The organism is Roseisolibacter agri, assembly GCF_030159095.1.
In the GTDB taxonomy this organism is placed as follows: domain Bacteria; phylum Gemmatimonadota; class Gemmatimonadetes; order Gemmatimonadales; family Gemmatimonadaceae; genus Roseisolibacter; species Roseisolibacter agri.
Genome location: NZ_BRXS01000002.1, coordinates 261,500 through 281,231, shown reverse-complemented (window position 1 = coordinate 281,231; position 19,732 = coordinate 261,500). Strand labels below are relative to the sequence as shown.

At 73.9% G+C, this 19,732-nt stretch carries 18 protein-coding genes; 11 read left to right on the top strand and 7 right to left on the bottom strand.

Annotated elements, in window-relative coordinates; genetic code table 11:
* Positions 1 to 5 precede the first annotated feature (5 nt).
* The 6 genes from rosag_RS06155 to rosag_RS06130 all read left to right on the top strand — a co-directional run bounded on the left by rosag_RS06155 (position 6) and on the right by rosag_RS06130 (position 6,926).
* The gene (locus rosag_RS06155; protein WP_284349179.1) at positions 6 to 230 is read left to right on the top strand and encodes a KTSC domain-containing protein; all 225 of its coding nucleotides are present in this window, start codon (positions 6 to 8) and stop codon (positions 228 to 230) included.
* A 17-nt stretch (positions 231 to 247) separates the two neighbouring features.
* The gene (locus rosag_RS06150) at positions 248 to 577 is read left to right on the top strand and encodes a hypothetical protein (RefSeq protein ID WP_284349178.1); all 330 of its coding nucleotides are present in this window, start codon (positions 248 to 250) and stop codon (positions 575 to 577) included.
* A gap of 330 nt (positions 578 to 907) precedes the next feature.
* Positions 908 to 3,787: a PAS domain S-box protein gene (locus rosag_RS06145; RefSeq protein WP_284349177.1), complete on the top strand. Its 2,880-nt coding sequence runs from the start codon at positions 908 to 910 to the stop codon at positions 3,785 to 3,787.
* A complete protein-coding gene (locus rosag_RS06140; protein WP_284349176.1) occupies positions 3,784 to 5,253 on the top strand; it encodes a sensor histidine kinase in 1,470 nt (489 codons plus the stop codon). Before rosag_RS06145 ends, rosag_RS06140 begins: the two co-directional genes overlap by 4 nt.
* A gap of 34 nt (positions 5,254 to 5,287) precedes the next feature.
* Positions 5,288 to 5,902 (top strand): response regulator, encoded by a 615-nt coding sequence (locus rosag_RS06135; RefSeq protein ID WP_284349175.1) that lies wholly within the window; start codon positions 5,288 to 5,290, stop codon positions 5,900 to 5,902.
* 85 nt (positions 5,903 to 5,987) lie between these two features.
* A complete protein-coding gene (locus rosag_RS06130; protein ID WP_284349174.1) occupies positions 5,988 to 6,926 on the top strand; it encodes a cytochrome c family protein in 939 nt (312 codons plus the stop codon).
* Between the two features lie 239 nt (positions 6,927 to 7,165).
* Here rosag_RS06130 and rosag_RS06125 read toward each other — a convergent pair whose 3' ends face one another.
* Positions 7,166 to 7,408 carry a hypothetical protein gene (locus rosag_RS06125; protein WP_284349173.1) on the bottom strand — a complete coding sequence of 81 codons (243 nt, stop codon included), beginning with the start codon at positions 7,406 to 7,408 and terminating at the stop codon, positions 7,166 to 7,168.
* Positions 7,409 to 7,555: 147 nt separating this feature from the next.
* Here rosag_RS06125 and rosag_RS06120 point away from each other — a divergent pair, with 147 nt between their 5' ends.
* Together rosag_RS06120 and rosag_RS06115 are read left to right on the top strand one after the other, a co-directional pair.
* Positions 7,556 to 8,578 (top strand): DUF6265 family protein, encoded by a 1,023-nt coding sequence (locus rosag_RS06120; protein WP_284349172.1) that lies wholly within the window; start codon positions 7,556 to 7,558, stop codon positions 8,576 to 8,578.
* A 213-nt stretch (positions 8,579 to 8,791) separates the two neighbouring features.
* A complete protein-coding gene (locus tag rosag_RS06115) occupies positions 8,792 to 10,207 on the top strand; it encodes a carboxypeptidase regulatory-like domain-containing protein (RefSeq protein WP_284349171.1) in 1,416 nt (471 codons plus the stop codon).
* 30 nt (positions 10,208 to 10,237) lie between these two features.
* On the opposite strand, the gene rosag_RS06110 is transcribed toward rosag_RS06115, so the two are convergent.
* The 4 genes from rosag_RS06110 to rosag_RS06095 all read right to left on the bottom strand — a co-directional run bounded on the left by rosag_RS06110 (position 10,238) and on the right by rosag_RS06095 (position 13,961).
* Positions 10,238 to 10,471, bottom strand: coding sequence for a Flp family type IVb pilin (locus rosag_RS06110; RefSeq protein WP_284349170.1), 234 nt, complete (start codon positions 10,469 to 10,471; stop codon positions 10,238 to 10,240).
* A gap of 105 nt (positions 10,472 to 10,576) precedes the next feature.
* A complete protein-coding gene (locus tag rosag_RS06105) occupies positions 10,577 to 11,686 on the bottom strand; it encodes a winged helix DNA-binding domain-containing protein (RefSeq protein WP_284349169.1) in 1,110 nt (369 codons plus the stop codon).
* Between the two features lie 341 nt (positions 11,687 to 12,027).
* Complete coding sequence (locus tag rosag_RS06100) at positions 12,028 to 12,441, bottom strand: hypothetical protein (protein ID WP_284349168.1); 414 nt, start codon at positions 12,439 to 12,441, stop codon at positions 12,028 to 12,030.
* Positions 12,442 to 12,497: 56 nt separating this feature from the next.
* Complete coding sequence (locus tag rosag_RS06095; RefSeq protein WP_284349167.1) at positions 12,498 to 13,961, bottom strand: Vgb family protein; 1,464 nt, start codon at positions 13,959 to 13,961, stop codon at positions 12,498 to 12,500.
* A gap of 156 nt (positions 13,962 to 14,117) precedes the next feature.
* On the opposite strand from rosag_RS06095, the gene rosag_RS06090 reads away from it, so the two are divergent.
* The 3 genes from rosag_RS06090 to rosag_RS06080 all read left to right on the top strand — a co-directional run bounded on the left by rosag_RS06090 (position 14,118) and on the right by rosag_RS06080 (position 17,761).
* On the top strand, positions 14,118 to 16,322 hold the full coding sequence (locus tag rosag_RS06090; protein WP_284349166.1) for a PAS domain-containing sensor histidine kinase: 2,205 nt from the start codon (positions 14,118 to 14,120) through the stop codon (positions 16,320 to 16,322).
* Positions 16,323 to 16,430: 108 nt separating this feature from the next.
* Complete coding sequence (locus rosag_RS06085) at positions 16,431 to 17,180, top strand: GNAT family N-acetyltransferase (protein WP_284349165.1); 750 nt, start codon at positions 16,431 to 16,433, stop codon at positions 17,178 to 17,180.
* Positions 17,177 to 17,761 carry a DNA-3-methyladenine glycosylase I gene (locus rosag_RS06080; RefSeq protein ID WP_284349164.1) on the top strand — a complete coding sequence of 195 codons (585 nt, stop codon included), beginning with the start codon at positions 17,177 to 17,179 and terminating at the stop codon, positions 17,759 to 17,761. Before rosag_RS06085 ends, rosag_RS06080 begins: the two co-directional genes overlap by 4 nt.
* A 191-nt stretch (positions 17,762 to 17,952) precedes the next feature.
* On the opposite strand, the gene rosag_RS06075 is transcribed toward rosag_RS06080, so the two are convergent.
* The gene (locus tag rosag_RS06075; protein WP_284349163.1) at positions 17,953 to 18,951 is read right to left on the bottom strand and encodes a hypothetical protein; all 999 of its coding nucleotides are present in this window, start codon (positions 18,949 to 18,951) and stop codon (positions 17,953 to 17,955) included.
* Positions 18,952 to 19,115: 164 nt separating this feature from the next.
* On the bottom strand, positions 19,116 to 19,559 hold the full coding sequence (locus rosag_RS06070; protein ID WP_284349162.1) for a hypothetical protein: 444 nt from the start codon (positions 19,557 to 19,559) through the stop codon (positions 19,116 to 19,118).
* Positions 19,560 to 19,732 lie beyond the last annotated feature (173 nt).

Below are 19,732 nucleotides of genomic sequence, written 5' to 3'. Positions count from 1 at the left end.
GTCCGATGAAGCGCATCCCCGTCGAGTCCGAGACCCTCGCCGCCGTCGGCTACGACGTCGTCGGCGCGCTGCTCGAGGTGGAGTACAAGCACGGCGTCGTCGTGCAGTACCAGGGCGTCCGCGCGGGGGTGTACTGGGACCTGATGCGCAGCGACTCGCTCGACGCGTTCGACGCGTACTACGCGGAGCGGCTGGAGCACGGCACCTACCCGCGCATCGCGGTCGAGTAGCGGGGCGCGCGCGCCGCGTGCGCTTTCCCGTCACGCCGGACGGCCGCTACTTCGTCGTCCGCGGCCGGCTGTGGCGCTGCGCGAACCCCGCGCTCCCGGACGCCGAGCGCGCACGCCACGTGCACGCGTTGATGGACGCGCGCCGCGCCGTCGCGGCCGCGCGCCGGAGCAACGACGCTGACGCCCTGCGCGCCGCGCGCGACGCGGTGGATGCGGCGAAGCACGCCCTGGGCGAACGTGGCCCGGTGTGGTGGACCGACGGCGCGCCGGACCACAACCGCCGCCTGGCGCGCAACACGCCGTACGCGGCGTGGTACGCGGGGCTGGCGCCGGGGAGCGACGAGTAGGGGCAGCGGACTGCGGGCTGCGTGACACCGGCATGTCGTCCCGATCCTGAGCGCAGCGAAGGAGAGGGACCTGGCGTGCGTCACACGTGGGATGCTCCCCGCCGTGGAGAGCGGATCCCTCGCTGCGCTCGGGATGACACCTCAACGGCCCCCACGCAGCCCGCGGCCCGCCGCCCGCGGCGCCCTTGCCGGTGCGGCACCCGGGACGTTCGTCCCATGTCCCGCGCCCGTCGGGGCGCCATCGTCCCTACCGGCTGACTCGCTGGCCCACCGCGCCGCCACCCGTATCTTGGTCCGGCCGCCGTCCTCCCTCCGCAGTCCCGTCGTCCGATGCCGCACACCGCGCCCGCCGACCGCCCCCTCGCCACTCCGCCCGCGGCACCTCCGTCCGCGCGCCTGGGCGAGCTGCTGGCCACGCTGCGCCGGCAGGGGTGGGACGACCCGGTCGCCGCCGCGCGCGCGCTGCTGGAGCTGGCGGCCGACGCCGTGCGCGCGGACGCCTGCGCGCTCTGGCTGTTCGGCGACGCGGCCGGTGCCCATGCGCTGCTGCACCACCCGCCGCGCCCGGCGCCCTGCATGAGGACGCCCGAGCAGGCGGCCGCCTTCGCCGACGCGCCGCCGCCCGACCACGCGACGCTCGACGCGCACGACAGCGTCGCGATCGGTGACGGCGCGCTCGACGTCGCGATCCGCGTGCGCGGCGCACTCGCGGGCGCGCTGCGCACGTCGCGCGCGTCGGCGCCCTTCACCGACGAGGAGCGCGCCTTCCTCGCCGGCGTCGCCGACCGGCTCGCGCCCGAGGTCCTGGTGACGTCGCGCGCCGGCGCCGAGCGGACGCTCGCGGAGCGCGAGGCGCTGGTGCGCGACGTCGAGCGCATCATGGGCATGGGCAGCTGGTCGGTGGACGTGCTGCACGACCGCGTGCACTGGTCCGACGAGCAGTGCCGCATCCACGGCATCGACCCGTCGCGCGCCCCGCGCACGCAGGCCGAGCAGCACGCGCTCATCCACCCCGACGACCTGCCGGGCGTGCTCGCGCGCTTCGCGCGGCTGCGCGAGGACGACGCGCCCGTGAGCGCCGAGTACCGCGTGGTGCGCCCCGACGGCGCCGTGCGGCTGATCCAGACGCGCGGGCAGCTGGTGCACGCGGGCGAGGACGGGCGCCCGCGCGTCGTCGGCGCGGCGCTCGACATCACCGACCGGCGCGAGACCGAGCTGGCGCTGCGCGTCTCCGAGGCGAGCTACCGCGCGATCTTCGACGCGTCCATCGACGCGGTGTTCGTGCACGACGTCGAGACGGGCGCGATCGTCGACGCCAACCGCGCGGCGTGCGAGTTCAGCCAGGTGACGCTCGACGAGCTGCGGCGCGACGGGCTGCGGATCATCGCCAACGGCCCGCCACCGTTCACGCCCGACCGCGCGGCGGCGCTCATGCAGCAGGCCGCGGCGGGCGAGCCGGTGCGCTTCGAGTGGATGTCGCTGCTCCACGACACGGGCGAGGAGCTGTGGGTGGAGGTGAGCCTGCAGCGCGTGGCGATCGGCGGCACGGACCGCGTGCTGGCGCTGGTGCGCGACATCCGCGAGCGCAAGCGCGCCGAGCGCGCGCTGCAGGCACGCGAGGAGAGCTACCGCACGATCTTCCGCCACGCGTCCGACGCGATGTGGCTGCACGACGTCGACACGGGCGCCTTCATCGAGGTGAACGACGCGGCGTGCGAGGTGTTCGGCCGCACGGCCGACGAGACGCGTGCGATCGGCGTGGGCGGGCTGAGCGCGGGCTATCCGCCGTTCAGCCTCGACGACGCGTTCCGCTACATCACGGCCGCCGCCGCGGGCGAGCCGCAGCGCTTCGAGTGGCTCGGCCCCCACAGGGACGGGCGCGACGTCTGGCTGGAGATGCGGCTGCGGCGCGTCACGATCGACGGTGTCGACCGCATCCTCGCCACCGGGCGCGACATCAACGACCGCAAGGCGGCCGAGGCGGCGCTGCGGCAGGCGAACGAGGAGCTGGAGCGGCGCGTCGAGGTGCGCACCGCCGAGCTGGCGCGCGCCAAGGAGGACGCCGAGCGCGCCAACCGCGCGAAGAGCGAGTTCCTCAGCCGCATGAGCCACGAGCTCCGCACGCCCATGAACAGCATCCTCGGCTTCGCGCAGCTGCTGGCGCGCGCCGAGCTGCCGGCGGCGCAGGGGCGGTCGGTGCAGCACATCCTGAAGGCGGGGCGCCACCTGCTGCACCTCATCAACGAGGTGCTCGAGATCTCGCGCATCGAGGCGGGGCGCGAGCACTTCTCGCTGGAGCCGGTGGCGCTCGCGCCGGCGCTGCAGGAGGTGATCGGGCTGGTGCGGCCGCTCGCGCAGCAGGGCGGCGTGGAGCTGCGCGAGGGCGCGTGGCCGCGCGAGGCGTTCGTGCGCGCGGACCGCCACCGGCTGGTGCAGGTGCTGCTCAACCTCCTCTCGAACGCGATCAAGTACAACCGCGCGGGCGGGTGGGTGCGCCTCGCGTGCGCGCCGCGCGAGGGTGGTGAGGGTAGTGCCGGCAGCGACGGCTGGGTCGTGCGCGTGGAGGACGCGGGGCGCGGCATCCCGGCGGACCGCATCGACCAGCTCTTCACGCCGTTCGCGCGGCTGGGCGCGGAGCAGACGGAGGTCGAGGGCACGGGGCTCGGGCTCGCGCTGTCGCAGCGGCTGTGCGAGGCGATGGGCGGCGCGCTGACGCTGGAGACGAGCGGTGAGGCGGGCAGCGTCTTCCGCGTGGAGTTGAGCGGCGCCGAGGATCCGCGGCGCGAGCTGCTGGCGGCGGCGCCGGGGCCGGAAGCGCCCGTCGCGCACCGCGACGCGACCATCCTCTACGTCGAGGACAACCTCGCGAACCTCAGCCTCGTCGACACGATCCTGCTCGCGCGGCCGCGCTGGCGCACGCTCCCCGCGCTGCAGGGCGGCCTGGGCGTGGAGCTGGCGCGCGAGCACCTGCCCGACGTCGTGCTGCTCGACCTGCACCTCCCCGACCTGCCGGGCGACGAGGTGCTGCGCCGGCTGCGCGCCGATCCGCGCACCGCCCCGATCCCGGTGATCGTCGTCAGCGCGGACGCGACGTCGGCGTCGCTGGAGCGGCTGCGCGCAGCGGGCGCGGACGCGTACCTCACGAAGCCGCTCGACGTCGACGAGTTCCTGCGCGTCGTCGAGCGCTTCCTGCCGGCGGGCGAGCCATGAGCGGCGCGGTCGCGATGCGCGCGACGGACGACGCGCGGCGCGCGCGGCTGCGCGCGTGCACGATCCTGCTGGTCGACGACGAGGAGGCGAACCTCGACCTGCTGGAGGCGCTGCTGAACGACGAGGGCTACGTGCATCTCGTGCGCACGCAGGACCCGCGCACGGTGCCCGCGCTCGTCGCGGCGCACGCGCCCGACCTCGTGCTGCTCGACCTCCACATGCCGCACCGGCACGGGCTGGACGTGCTGGCCGACCTCCAGGCCGCGACACCGCCGTGGGACTACCGTCCGGTGCTGGTGCTCACCGCCGACGCGACGTGGGAGGCGCGCGAGCGCGCGCTGGCGTGCGGCGCGCGCGACTTCGTGACCAAGCCGTTCGAGGCCACGGAGGTGCTGCTGCGCGTCGAGAACCTGCTGGAGGCGCGCACGCTGCACGCCGCCGAGCGCGCGGGGCGCGAGCGCGTGTCGCTGCTGGCGGCGTGGAGCGGGCTGCTGGCCGCGTCGATGGACCCGGCGACGGCGCTGGCGCAGCTGCCGCACCTGCTGGTGCCGCGCTGGGCGCGCGCCTGCGAGGTTCTCGCGCCCGACGTGCCGCCGCCCGACGACGCGCACAGCGCGCCGGTCGCCGACGCGGAGCGCGTGGTGGCGACGATCGTCGCGCACGACGCGGTGGACGGCGCGCTGGTCGACGAGCTGGCGGCGCGCGCGGGGCTGGCGGCCGAGCATGCGCGGCTGCTGGCGGCCGCGGAGCTGGCGACGCGCGAGCGCGAGCGCCTCCTCGCCGTGGTCGCCCACGACCTCCGCAACCCACTCGGCGCCGTCGCGCTGTACGCGGAGATGCTCGGCAGCCTGCAGCCCGACGTCGGCGACGCGTACGTGCGCGGCGCGCTGGCGACCATTCATTCCAGCACCGTCGGGATGCAGCGGCTGGTGGAGGACCTGCTGGACGCCAGCACGCTGCGCGGCGATGCACTGCGCATCGTGCGCGCCGACGTGCGCGCCGGCGCGGTGTTCGACGAGGCGGAGCGGATGCTGCGCCCGATGGCGGAGGCGCGCGGGCTCGCGCTCACCGTCGCGGCGGACGACGGCGCCGCCGAGCGCGTGGTGGCGGTGGACGGGCCGCGCGTCGTGCAGCTGCTCTCGAACCTCGTCGGCAACGCGGTGAAGTTCACGCCGCCGGGCGGCGCGGTGACGGTGCGCTACGCGGTCACGGACGACGCGCTGACGGCATCGGTCGCGGACACCGGCGCGGGCATCGACGCCGACGACCTGCCGCACCTGTTCACCGCGTTCTGGCGCCGCGACCGCCGCGATCCGCAGGGCGCGGGGCTGGGGCTCTGGATCGCGCGCGCGGTCGCCGAGGCGCACGACGGCACGCTGCGCGTCGCGTCGCGGCCGGGACACGGGACGACGTTCCACCTCGCGGTCCCCCTCGTCGCGCGGCCCGCGCGGCGCCGGGAGGACTGAGCGCTCACGGAGCGCACACACGGAGGGTCACCGCATGCACCGCATCCTCATCGTCGAGGACTCGACGCCGCTGGCCGAGGCGCTGGAGCGGACGCTGGCGCTGGAGGGACACCACGTGCTGCTGGCGACGCGCGCGCAGGAGGCGCTCGCACGCGCGACGCACGAGCCGCCCGACCTCGTGGTGCTCGACCTCGGCCTCCCCGACCGCGACGGCTACCACGTGCTGCGCGAGCTGCGCGGCCGCGGCGAGGAGTGTCCGGTGCTGATCCTCAGCGCGCGGTCGCTGGAGTCCGACAAGGTCGAGGGCTTCCGGCTCGGCGCCGACGACTACGTGACGAAGCCGTTCGGCGCGCTGGAGCTGCTGGCGCGCATCTCCGCGCTGCTGCGCCGCACGCGGCGCGCGACGGCCGCGGTGCCGCAGGGCGCGATGCGCACGCTGGCCGACGACGAGCTGCGCGCACGCTTCGGCCTCACGGGGCGGCAGATCACGGTCGCGCGCCTGGTGGCCGAGGGGTGCACGAACGCGGAGATCGCGAGCCGGCTGGGGCTCAGCTTCTTCACCGTGCGCAACCACGCCGAGCAGATGATGGCGAAGCTGCGCGTCTCGAACCGCTCGGCCGTCGCGCCGCTGCTGCTGGAGCCGATGTAGGGATCGGCGGCACCGGGACGAACGTCCCATCCGCGGGCCGTCGGGGCGGGGCAGACTGTGGGCGACTCCATCACCGACGCCGCCCATGCCCCGCTTCCCCTCCCGCCGCGCGCTCGTCCGCGGCATCGCACGCGCCGCCGCCGCGCTCGCCCTCGTGCTGGCCGCGCTGCTCGTGGTCGTGCAGCTGCGCTGGCAGCGCACCTTCGACGTGCCGCTCCCCGCGCTGCACGCGCGCACGGACTCCGCGACGATCGCGCGCGGGCGCTACCTCGCGTACGGCCCCGCGCACTGCGCGAGCTGCCACGTCGCGCCGTCGGACCGGGCGCGCCTGCGCGCGGGCGGGCAGCCGCCGCTGGTGGGCGGCACGGAGTTCAGGCCGCCGGTGGGCCGCTGGTACGCGGCCAACCTCACGCCCGACAGCGCGACGGGGATCGGCCGCTGGAGCGACGGGCAGATCGCGCGCGTGCTGCGCGGCGGCGTGCGCCACGACGGCCGCGTGCTCTTCCCGGCGATGGAGTACCAGGAGCTGGCGGACGACGACATCGTCGCGCTGCTGTCGTTCCTGCGCGCGCAGCCGCCGGTGCGGCACGCGGTGCCGCCGCGCCGCGTGAACGTGATCGGGCGCGCGATGCTGGCGTTCGGCTTCGCGCCGCGGTCACCGGCAGCACCGCCGCCGCGCACCGCGCCGCGCGGCTCGGACGCGGCGGCCGGCGCGTACCTGGCCAACGTGGTCGCGGGCTGCGACGGCTGCCACACGAAGCGCGACCTGCGCACCGGGAAGTACGTCGGCCCGCCGTACGGCGGCGGCACGGTGTTCCGCGAGCGGGACGCGCAGGGCCGGCCGATCGTGTCGCCGCGCCTCGCGCCGGGTACGGGGCCGATGGCCACGTGGACGGAGGCGCAGTTCGTGGCGCGCATCCGCGCCGGCCGCGCGCATCCGCACTCGCCGATGGAGTGGGAGGCGTTCCAGAAGATGCCGGAGGAGGACCTGCGGGCGATCTACCGGTACCTCAGGAGCCTGTGATGCTGCGGACTGCGGGCTGCGGATCCTTGAACCGCTAACGGCAGCAAGGATGAAAGTCTGAGAACATCTGATAACGACGGATGGCTCCGGTGGAGTGCGACGATCTTCGCACCACACGGAGCCATCCGTCGTTATCCGATCTGTTCAGATCTTCGATCCTTGCAATGCCGTTTGCCGTTCTGGTCCGGCGCGCCGGCGCGTCCCGGATTCAGGATCCGCAGCCCGCAGCACGCGGCGCCCTACCGGTACGTCGCCACCACCTGCGCCACCATCTCCGTCGACGCTTCCGCGGCGCGCACGGACGCCATCAGCGCGAACTGCGCCGCGGCCATGCTCACCATCGCCTCGCCCGTCGCCACGCCGCCGGCCGCCATCGCCGTCGGATCGGCGGTGGTGCTGGCGGCCACGCTGGTCGCCGCCCGCTCGAAACGCGCCGAGCTGGCGGTGAGCGCACCGAGCGCGCTCGATACTCCTCGAATCATGGGTCCCTCGTTGCTGAGTTGCCCCCGGGAGTCTCGGCACGTCGACGCGCGAAGTTGAGCGACATCTCACAGATGGGTGGGCCCGAGGCGCTCGACGCGCGTGTGGCGGCGCGCTAACGTGGCGGCGCCCCCTCACCCGCCCCGCTCATGCGCACGCTTCCTCGCCTCCGCCGCGCCGCGCCCGTAGTCGTCGCGCTGGCGCTGCTCCCGTCGCCCGCCGCCGCCCAGGCGAGCGCGCCACCGTCCGGCACCGCGGCCCTCGGCTGGCTCGCGGGATGCTGGGAGCGGCGCGATGGCGCCACGCTCGTCGAGGAGCAGTGGAGCGCGCCGCGCGGCGGCACGATGCTCGGCACCGCGCGCACGACGCGCGGCGACACGCTGCGCGAGTGGGAGACGACGCGCCTCTACGACGCGCCCGACGGCGCGCTGGTGTACGCCGCCAACCCGTCGGGGCAGACGCCGACCGAGTTCCGCATGGCGCGCCCCGCGACCGCGACGCCCGCGACGTGGAGCGCGCTCGCGTTCGAGAACCGCGCGCACGACTTCCCGCAGGTCATCCGCTACCGCGCCGTGGGCCGCGACTCGCTGCTGGCGCAGATCGAGGGGCCGCGCGGCGGGCAGACGCGCACCGTCGACTATCCGATGCGCCGCGTGCCCTGCCCGGGCGCCGCTGCCGCCGCCGCATCGGCCGCCGCGACGTCCACGCCCGCCGCGCGCGCCGCCGACGTCGCGTCGGTGGACGCGATCCTCGCGGCGCTCTACGACGTGATCTCTGGTCCCGCGGGGCAGAAGCGCGACTGGGACCGCATGCGATCGCTGTTCGCGCCGGGCGCGCGGCTCATCCCCACGGGCCGCACGGCGGACGGCAGCTTCCGCCAGCGCACGTGGACCGTCGAGGAGTACATCGCGAACGCCGGCGTGGGCCTCGAGACGAACGGGTTCTTCGAGCGCGAGATCGGGCGGCGCACGGAGACGTACGGCAACATCGTGCACGCCTTCAGCGCCTACGACAGCCGCCGCACCGCCGCGGATCCGCAGCCGTTCGCGCGCGGGATCAACAGCATCCAGCTGTGGAACGACGGGACGCGCTGGTGGGTGGTGACGGTGTTCTGGGAGGGCGAGCGCCCGGACAACCCGATCCCGGCGCAGTACATCGGAACGCCGAAGTGAGCGCCGGCCCCGAACTGCAAAGGCAGCAAGGATGAAAGTCCGAGAAGATCGGATGACCGCCGATGCTCCGTGTGGCGGCGACGATCGTCGCCCGACGCGGAGCATCCGTCGTCATCAGATCTTGTCCGATCTTCATCCTTGCAAGGGCCGTTCGGGTCTGGCGCACCGACGCTCGGCTTGACAGTCCCGCATCTGCGCCGCCATTTCGGCGCCATGCTCCTCCGCCTCGCGGGACGCGCGGTCGTCGTGCTCTCCCTCCTCGCCACGCCGACGCTCGCGCACGCGCAGCACGCGCGGCTCGACGGCATCGTCCACGACAGCGTCGGCGCGCGGCCGCTGCCGGGCGCGCTCGTGTGGCTCGCGGGGAGCGACCGCAGCGCGGTCACCGACTCGCTGGGCCGCTGGACGCTGGGCAACGTGCCCGCGGGGCGCGTCACGCTCACGTACGCGCACCCCGCGCTCGACTCGCTGGGGCTGACCGACCTGCGCGCGGAGGCGACGCTGGCCGCCGGCGAGACGCGCACGCTGACGCTCGCGGGACCCTCGTTCGCGACGTTCGCGGGGCGGCTGTGCGGCGGCGCGGTGCCCCCTGACGCGGGCATCGTCTTCGGGAGCGTCTCCGACACGCGCGGCACGCTGTTCGAGGGCGCGCAGGTGAGCGCCGAGTGGACGCGGCTGGTCGATCCGCGCGATCCGCGGTTCGGGAGCAGCGAGCGGCGCGTCGCGACGTCCGACGGGCGCGGGATGTACGCGATGTGCGGCGTCGTCGTCGACCAGGGGCTCACCCTCGTCGCCGCCACCGACCGGGGACGCAGCGGGCTGCTCGACGTGCTGCTCCCCGCGACGCGGCTGCTGCGGCAGGACCTGATGGTCGGCGCGGCCACGGGCCTCACGGGCCCCGCGGTGCTGCAGGGCGTCGTGCGCGACTCGGCCGGCGCGCCGGTGGTGGGCGCGCGCATCGCGTTCGGCGGCGGCGACGCGGAGGACGACGCGGCACCCACCGCGCGCACCGACGCGGCGGGCCGCTTCGCGCTCGCCGGCCTGCCCGAGGGGACGCAGATGGTGGACGTGATGGCCATCGGCTTCTCCCCCGAGCGGCGGCCGGTGGACCTCACCGCCGCGCGGCCGGCGGAGGTGACGGTGACGCTGCGCCGCGCGCGGCTGCTGGCGACGGTGAGCGTGACGGCGGCCGCGGTCGCGCGCTTCCACCAGGGGCTCGAGACGCGGCGGCTGCGCGGCTTCGGGACCGTCCTCACGCGCGAGCAGCTGGACGCGCTGCCCGACGTCGGCGCGGCGCTCCGCACGGTCCCGCGCGTGAGCGTGGGCTACAACCGCGGCAGCCGCTCCGTCGCGTTCCGGCAGGGGCTCTCGTCGTGCCAGCCGGACGTCTACATCGACGGCTCGCGCGTCGAGCGGGGGTCGGGCAACGGCGGCTCGCTGGGCAGCGTCTCGGCGCGGTCCGGGGGCACGCCGGGCAACCTCGATCAGCTGCCGCCGCCCCAGGAGCTGGCCGCGCTCGAGGTCTACACGCGCCCCGCGGCCATCCCGTACGAGCTGAATCCGGGCTTCACGGAGTGCGGCGCGGTCTACGCCTGGACGAAGCAGTACGCGGGGCGCGGCGGCCGCTGACGGCGGCGGGCGCTCGCGAGCGTCACGCCGTCAGCACTGGGTGCCGCAGCCGCTGTTCCCGCCCCCGTTGCCGTTCCCGCCGCCGTTGCCGCTGCCGGGGACGTGGCGGCCGCTCGAGATGGTCGTGCCGGCGGACGTCAGCCCGTTCGACGAGCCGGTCCCCAGCAGCTGCACGGCGCCGATGACCACGACGGCGATGCAGGCGACGAGGAGCGCGTACTCCGTCAGGGTGGCGCCGTGTTCGTCGCGGAGGGCGCGGAGCATGGTGGGCGAGCGTGAGGACCGGGCGGGGATCGCGGGCGTGCGGCCACGACGCGCCTGAAGAACCGTCCGGTCACGCCCCCGCGCAAGGGGCACGCCGTGACGGCGTCAGTCTCCTGTCGCCACGACCACGGCGTGCGCGCGGGCCTCCGGCTCGACGAACCGCACGAGCGCCTCCCCCTCGGCCTCCAGCGCGCGGCGCGCCCGCGGGGCCAGCGCCGCGAAGGGGTGGAGCGTCAGCGTCGCGGTGCCGCGCGCCGTCGCGACCGTCCACGTCCCCGCGACCATGCCATCCACGAGGAACGTCGCCGCGACCTGCAGGTTCTTCGAGACGATGCGCGGGCGCTGCGCGTCGGCGACGATGCGCGTGCGGTCGTGGTGCGCGAGCACGAGGTTGTCGAACTCGGGGAGGAGCCGCACGGGCGCGTCGGCGTCCTCGCCGGGACGCGGCGCGTCGGGGAGGTCGAACAGCTCGCGCCCGCGGTCGTCGCGCAGCGTCACCAGCGCGTCGCGCATCGCGTCGAACGTCGCGCGCAGCCCCTTGAGGCCCGACCACGCCTGCGCGTCGGCGGGCGTGGCGGGCCCGAACGCCGCGAGGTAGCGCCGCACGAGCGCCGCGGGCCCGGCGTCCGTCGCGCACGAGGCACCGAGCCACGTGTCGGCGGGCGTGAACGGCGCCTTGCCGTCCCACGCCCACGGCGCGCCGTCGGTGGGGACCTGCACGAGCGGGAGGTGCATGCGGACCGTGTAGCCCATCGCGCGCACGTCGGCGTCGGGCCACCGCGCGGCGAGCGCGTCGCGCAGCGCGTCGAACGGGAGCGGGCCGCGCGCGTGCAGGATCTCGCGCGCCTCGGCGAGGAGCCGATCGGCGTCGAAGCCATCGCTCCGCGCGCCGAGCACGCCCGCCGCGCCGGCGGCGAGCATCGTCGCGAGCGGGGCGCGCAGCGCGAGGTAGTCGGCGGCGGTCATGACGTGCAGCGTGCCGCGCATCGCCGTCGCGCGCACGAGCCGCCGCCCGTGCACGGGCGCGGTGAGCCCCTCGCGCGTGAAGCCCGCGATGCGCGTCCAGAGCCCCACGAACGGCGGCCGCGCGAGCTGCGCCTGCAGCCCGGCGACGTCGTGCACCACGGTCACCGCGTCGGCGGTCGTGCGCGCGAGCAGATGCTGGCGCGCGAGCGTGGCTCGGTTGAGGGCGCGGAGGGAGAGTGGGGCGGACATCGAGAGGCGAGCGCGGGGATCGGAACGGCGAACTGCTTCAGACAGGATTCACAGGATTGACAGGATCACGCTCCGCATGGCGGTACGGCGCGTCGCACCACGCGGAGCCGTGAATCCTGTAGATCCTGTGAATCCCGTCCAACGCTTTTCGGGCCCTGGCGCGCCGGCCCCGAACGGCATTTGCGAGGATGAAGATCGGAGAAAGTCTGAGAACGACGGATGGCTCCGTCCGGGTGCGAGGTACGTCGCGCCACGCGGAGCCATCCGCACTTGTCAGATCTTGTCAGATTTGCATCCTTGCTGCTCTTTGCAGTTCCGCAGCGCTGCGACGATCGCTGCAACTACTGCCCCGCCGGACGGCGCACGAGCGTGAACGCCGTACCATTGGGGAGCGCGATGCGCAGCTTGCCGGTCGTCAGCTGCAGCTGCCCGTGCACGGGCATCGCCGGCTCCGACGTGCCCGCGCGGCCCGGGAACGACAGCTCCACGCAGCTGCCGCGCACGCGGCCCGTGCCGCCCTGCCGGATCACGCCCGAGAACGCGAGCTCCGCGCGCAGCGCGCTCCCGTCCTGCTCGACGTGCAGCGTCGGCGGCATCGCGCCCTCGGTCCACCAGTCGCCACCGACGGCGATCGGCACGGCCGACACCTCCGGCGGCACCGCGCACGGATCGGTGATCGCGAGGAGGTCGCGGCCGTTCCCGCAGCCGAGCGCGGCGACGGCGGGCAGGAGGGCGAGGAGAGGTGGGCGTCGCATGCGGTGCTCGAGGGCGGACGGGTCCTGCCCGCATAACCCGCCGTCGCGCGCTCACGTCACTTCACCGACAGCCGCGCCACCCTCGCCGCCGGGCCCGGCGCGGCGCCGTACGCGATCCAGAGGTCGCGCGTCCGCGGATCGACCGCCAGGTGCCGCACCAGCGCGCCGCGCGTGGGGAGCGGGTACACCGCGAAGCGCCCCGTGCGCGGCGTGTAGCGCAGCACCGCGTCGGCGGCCGAGGTGCCGAGCCAGACGTCGCCGCTCGCACGGTCCACGCGGGCGACGTACGGGACCGCGTCCGGGATCGGCAGCGCGACGCGCGTGAAGCGCTCCGTCCTCGGGTCGTAGCGCACCAGCGCGTTCGCGGCGTACGCCGGGATCCAGAGCACGCCCTGCGCGTCCACGTCGAAGCGGCGCGGGCCGTCGTGCGGCCCGGGCATCGGCACCGCCCACGTGCGCCGCGTGCGCGGGTCGTGCGCCACCAGGCGGTTCCCCGACAGCTCCGACGTCCACACGACGCCGTCCGGGGCCACGCGGATCTCGTACGGGATCGGCCCGCCCGGCACGTCGGCGAGCGTCGGGTGCGGCGTGACGGCGACCGAGTCCACGCGCCCCGCCCCTTCCAGGGTCACGCGCCCGATCAGCTCCGGCGCGCGCGTGAAGTGCCCGTTGAACCACCCCGTGCCGTCGGCACCCAGCGCGACGCTGTGCGGGTACATCCCCGTCGCGAAGGTGCGCCACGCGTCGGCGCCCGCGCCCTTCGCGGGATCGTGCACGGCGACGCGGTGCGGCGCGCCGAGGGCGATCCACCAGCGGCCGGCGGCGTCCACCTCGACGGCGCGCGGGTTGGCGCGCGGCACCGGCACCGCGACCGTGTCCAGCGCGCCCGTGCGCGGATCGAGCACGTACATGCGGTGCGTCATCATCCCCGTGATGACCACGCGCCCCGCGCCGTCCACCGCGACGTCGTGCGGCAGCTCCCAGGCGGGCGAGAGGGCGTACTCGGTGAGCGTCCACCGCTCGCGCGGCGCGACCAGCGCGCGCCACGGCGCGTCCGCCTCCCGCACGGCCTTCGGCGGCGCCGCCGGCAGGTGCGTCGCGAGCCAGGCCGCGGTCGCCTTCGCCTCGCGGCCGTCGTGGATCACCGGGAAGCTGCCGCGTGCGCTGCCGTAGCGCAGCATGCGCGTGACCGTCGCCTCCCAGTCGTCGGCCGTGCGCGCGGTGCCGGTGGGGTACGCGGTGCGCACGTTGAGCTGGTGGCAGCCCGTGCAGTCGAGCACGAAGCGGCGCTTCGCCTCGCCGTCCGGGAGCGTGGCGAGGATCGCGCTGCTCGTGGGCTGGTCGAGCGTCTGGTGCCAGACCGGCGGCCCGTCCGGCTGTCGCGCGGCCTGCTGCGCGACCTGCTGCGCGACCTGCTGCGCGGTCGCGACGAGCGCCGCGCCCGCCGACGCGAGCGCCAGCAGGGCGGCGAGCGCCAGCGGTGCGGCGAGCCTGCGCGGGCTCTCGGAGGGCGGTCGCATGGGGCGATGATGGGCCGTGGCCGGGTCCGCCGCCACGCGCCCGCGACGAGCCGCGCCGCCGGCGTGCCGAGCCGTCCGCCGGCAGGGTGAACGGCACCACGGAAGTTCGTGGATCGGGCGTGCAGCGGCGGCGCGGTTCTTGGTGGGCCGGCCGGCATGTCATCGCTCGAACAGGGGGCCGCGGGATCCGAGTCGGCTTCCGGCGAGGGCGCGGCCGAGCGCCGCGCCGCCGCCGAGGAGCGCCGCGCGCGCGACCGCAGCGTGATGGCCGTCGTCGAGGGGATGTCCGACGCCTTCCTCTCGCTCGACCGCGACTGGCGCGTGACCTACGCGAACCGCGAGGCCGCGCGCCTCAACGGCACCTCGCCCGCCGCGCTGGTGGGGCGCGACCACTGGACCGTCTGGCCCGAGACCGCCGGGACCGAGGTCGAGCGGCAGTACCGGCGCGCGATCGCCGAGGGCGTGCCGGTGACGTTCGAGCACCACTACCCCGCGGCGGACGTCTGGCACGAGATCCGGGCGTATCCGGCCGAGGAGGGCGGGCTCGCGGTGTTCTACCGCGACGTCACCGCGCGCAAGCGGCTGGAGGAGGAGCGCGCGCGGCAGGCGCGCGCGCTGGCGGCGGCGCACGACAAGGCGATGGCCGCCGAGGCGCAGTTCCGCCTGCTCGTGGACCGCGTGCGCGACTACGCGATCTTCCTCATGGATCCCCACGGCGTCGTCACGCACTGGGGCCCGGGCGCGGAGCGCATGACGGGCTGGCGCGCGGAGGCGATGACCGGCCAGCCGGTGCACCGGCTCTATCCCGCCGGCGGCGCCGAGGACGGCGGCGCGGAGGACCACCTGCGCCACGCCGCGCTGCACGGCGAGTACACCGGCGAGGGCGCGCGCCGGCGGCGCGACGCCACCGCGTTCGTCGCGCGCGTGGTGCTGACCGCGCTGCGCGAGGGCGGGCGGCTGGTGGGCTTCTCGATGATCATGCAGGACCTCACCGCGGAGCGCGAGCGCGAGGCCACGCTGGAGCGCGCGATCGCGGCCGCCGAGACGGCGAGCACCGCGAAGTCGCAGTTCCTCGCCACCACCAGCCACGAGATCCGCACGCCGCTGAACGCGATCATCGGCTACGCGGAGCTGCTCGACATGGGGCTGGGCGGCACGCTCACGGAGTCGCAGCGCGCGTACGTCGCGCGCATCCAGGCGACGAGCCGCCACCTGCTGGCGCTCGTGAACGACGTGCTGGACCTGGCGAAGATCGAGGCCGGGCAGATGCACGCGGCGCGCGAGCCCGCGCTGGTGCGCGATGCCGTGTCGGCGGCGCTGCAGCTCGTGGAGCCGCAGGCGCGCGCGCGGCGCATCGCGCTCGTGAACGGCTGCACCGAGCAGACGACGACCGCCTACTGCGGCGACGCGGCGCGCGTGCGGCAGGTGCTCGCGAACCTGCTGTCGAACGCGGTGCGGTTCACCGAGGCGGGCGGCCGCGTGACGGTGACGTGCGGCGAGGCCGACGCCGCGGCGCCCGAGGCCGCGGTGGCGCATGCGGGCGCGCCGGGCGCGCCGGGCGCGCCGGGCGCGACGCGCGCGTGGTCGTTCGTGCGCGTCGAGGACACGGGCGTCGGCATCCCGCCGGAGCAGCTCGAGCGCATCTGGGAGGCGTTCGTGCAGGCGGACCAGGGCCGCACCCGGCGCGTGGGCGGATCGGGGCTCGGGCTCACCATCAGCCGCCACCTCGCCCGCCTGATGGGCGGCGACATCACGGTGCGCAGCCAGCCCGGCCTCGGCTCCTCGTTCATGCTCTGGCTCCCCGCGGCGGACGAGGAGGCGGTGGCGCGCGCCCGCGACGCGGCGCGCGGCGCGGCCGACGCCGCGACGGCGGCGCCCGTGCGCGTCCCGGGCGCCGCGCGCGACGCGGCCGGGCTGCACGCGGTCGCGGACGCGCTGCTGGGCGAGACGGAGCGCATGCTCACGCGGTACGCGGCCGCGCTGCGCACCGAGCCGGCGACGCCGAGCGCGCACGGGCTGGGCGACGCGCAGCTGCTGGACCACACGGCGACCTTCCTGGCCGACCTGGCGCAGTCGCTGACGGTCATCGGCGAGGACGGCCCGGACGCCGCGCAGATGCTGCGCGACGGCTCGACCATCCAGCAGCTGATCGCCGCGCGCCACGGCGCGCAGCGTGCGCGCCTGGGCTGGAGCGAGGCCGAGGTGCGCCGCGACTACGAGGTGCTGCGCGAGACGGTGCACGACACCGTGCGCCGGCTCACGCCCGCCGCCCCCGACGTCGCGCGCGCGCTCGGCATCGTGGACACGCTGCTCGCGCGCGCGGTGGAGGAGTGCCTGCGCGCGTTCCGCGAGCCGCGCTGAGCGAGACACGACTCGCCCCCTTCGCGCTTGTCGCGGCGCGCACGTGCGGGCATCATTGGCGCGATGACACGCACCCGCACGCGCCCTCCCGACGCCGACGATCCGTACGTGACGCATTCCGCGTGGGCGCCCGCGCGCACGCCCGGGATGCGCGTGCTGGCCGACGACGCGCTGGTGCTCGTGGACTCGGGGCTCGCGTGCGACACGTTCAACCACGTCTGCCGCGCGCGGCTGGACGGGACGGACGCGGTGACGCGCGTGCGCGCCGCCGTCGCGCACTTCCGCGACGCGGGCCGGCCGTTCTCGTGGTGGGTGCGGCCCGAGGACCGGCCGCAGGCGCTGGGCGCGCTGCTGGAGGCGGAGGGGCTGGCGGCGGCCGAGTCGGAGGTGGTGATGGCGTGCGACGACCTCGCGGCGCTGGCGGAGGTTGCGGTGCCAGGCGGCCTGACGATCGTGCGCGCGCGCGACGCGCGGACGCTCGCCGACTTCGCGACGGTGAACGCGGAGAACTGGTCGCCGCCGGACGCGCATGTCGTGCGCTTCTACGAGCGCGCGGCCAGCGCGCTGCTGGCCGACGGCAGCCCGCAGCGCTTCCACGTCGCCTACCTGGACGGCGTGCCCGTGGCGACGGCGGAGGTGACGCTCGCGGGTGGGAGCGCGGGCGTGTTCAACGTCGCGACGCGCACGGCGTTCCGGCGGCGCGGGATCGGCGGCGCGGTGACGGCGCACGCGCTGCGCGACGCGCACGTGGCCGGTGCGCGGCGCGGCGTGCTGGAGGCCTCGGCCGACGGCGCGGGCGTCTATGCGCGGCTCGGCTTCCGCGCGATGGGGATGGTGACGGAGTACAAGCCCGCATGAGCGACCTCTCCGACGCGCGCGTGCGCTGCACGTGGCCGCGCCTCCCGCTGGACGTCGCGTACCACGACGCGGAGTGGGGCGTGCCGGTGCACGACGACCGCGTGCTGTTCGAGTTCCTGATCCTCGAGGCGGCGCAGGCGGGGCTAAGCTGGAGCACCGTGCTCGCGAAGCGCGAGCACTACCGCCGGCTGTTCGCGGAGTTCGATCCGGAAATCGTCGCGCGCTTCACCGACGCGGACGTCGCGCGGCTGCTGCAGGATCCGGGGATCGTGCGCCACCGGCAGAAGGTGGCGGGCGCGGTGACGGGCGCGCGCGCGTTCCTCGCGGTGCAGCGGGAGTTCGGGTCGTTCGACGCGTTTCTCTGGCGCTTCGTCGACGGCGTGCCGGTGGTCAACGCGTGGCGCGAGCACGCCGAGATCCCGGCGCGCACGCCGCTCTCGGACGCGGTGAGCAGGGAGCTCAAGAAGCGTGGGTTCAGCTTCGTGGGCTCGACGATCTGCTACGCGTACCTGCAGGCCGTGGGCGTGGTGAACGACCACCTCACCTGCTGCTTCCGGTATCGTGAGATGGCGCCGCGCTAGTGGCAGCCATGCTTGGGTAGTGGGCTCACCAAGAGAATCGGCGACCTGCCGGGCAGCACGAGGTACCGTAGCGCTGCGCTACGAGGCGTTGCCAGACATGGCTCAACGCTTGACTGGTGTCGGCATCGCGCGAGAGCAGGCATCACGCCTTGTGGGCGGAGCAATTGCTTCTATGCCTAAGTCAGTACCGGTCATTCTCGAGAAAGACTTTCCCTCGCGGCCACGATGGCTTCGCGCATCGCTCCGATGCTCGCAGCCCTGGTGATGCGGCGATTGCCCCAAGGCGACACTAGCTGGGGTCTATCGCGGATCTCGCTTTCCACCGCGTTAACGGTCGCTTTGTCGGCGAACGCGAGATCGACATAGGGTGCATACGCGAGATGCCCCCAGTCTGGCAGATCGCTGGGCTTTGCGCGACGAGTGCTCCGTTCGTGCACGCGATTCGCCATGAGAGTGTAACTCATCGCTGGTGCGTGATAGGGGTCCAATGCATGAACGATGGCACTCATGCGGTCGCTTGGCAGCGTCTCCGCCCAAACCGCGATGCGATCAAAGAATGGCGGGAAACCGAGCGGGTAGAAGAACTCACGACCAATCATTTCATAGTCGTGAACATCCGGTCGTTTCTCCGTCCGATGTACGAACGCATACTCGCGGACCAGTCCACTTTCGTACCATTTACGGAAACGAAGTTCGAAAGCAGGATCGCTCTTCTTGATCTGCTGCCGCTCTATTCGCGTGCGTGTGTTCTGCGCTGCTGCGCGCACCCTGAGTTGTCTCGCAGCAAGAGCCTTATCGCGGAGCCGAAGAACTAAGGTCTGGATTTGGTCGTGCGATGCCGGCACAAAGAGCCAGCTGCGCAGGTACTCGTACGACGGAAAGCAGGCGTCGAAGTTGGTCAGTTCCGGATGTTCTACCTCATTGGCGACCAGAAGCTGCACGAGCGCTTCCCGTGGCCGAGGGTCCGTGGTAGAGAGAAGAGCCGGTCCGAGAAGTGCAACGGCGCTGAGGCGCTCGGCGATCAGCTGTTCGTTTGCAAGTTGTCCGATCTCAAGCAGGTGTGCTTGAGTAAGCGTCAAGACACAACCAGCGTCACGCCACGTATCTAGGAATCGGACTGCTTCCTGCGGTTGTTTCTTGAGCGCCTGCTCAAGCGCAGAGAGGCAGTACGTGTCGAGGTACGTACGCATGAGAGTTGGATGCGAATTCCAATCGACCTATCCCCTGCTTGCCGCGCAGTCTACGGCCCCCCTAAGTGCCAGCGAGGGCACCTAAGGGGGCCGAAAGACTGATGCTGGTTTCAGCTGGCTCTGCGAGTGAATCGTTGACTCGGTTCCCTGGCAGTACAAACAGTTCAGTTGAGACCCTGAGTAGGCATGGAGCCGTCAGCACACGATTGCAGGAGCGCGTTAGCATCCGCCTTTCCGGCTTCACTGGGCTTCATTGCTTGCGACGAGGTACCAAACAGGTTCGACTTCCGGTCGGTACGTCCAGCCGTTGCGCGGATCTTCCTTCCGCTTGCAGAGTCACCGAAGATCGAGATCGTCAGCTGATCGTGGTACTCGCTCCCCGTCAGCAGCTTGGTCCCCATACCGGACGTCTGCTTAGTAGCAGTGATGAATCCTGCTTCCTTGCTGGTATTGGTGAGCGTATAGCCAAGCTCGTTCACTTTTCGAAGTGAGCACGAATAGGCATCTTCTGCGAGTCTCGGTGTAGGCGACGTGAACGACATCGGTGCGGTGGCACAGCCGAGGCAAGCAAGTGTTGTGAGAAGCGGAATGACGCGACGCAGGCTCATGGTAGGGTCTACGGAGGGAAAGTAGAGGTGGGACCAGCGTCGGCCGCCGTAGCGATATTGGGAGCAACGCGAGCGAGCCGCAAGACGTCTGTTTCCAGACCGGCGCGTAAGCCGGCAGAAGGCACGTCGCGGCGAGCACCCTACCAGGCAGGTATTCCGAGGGAAAAGCTCCG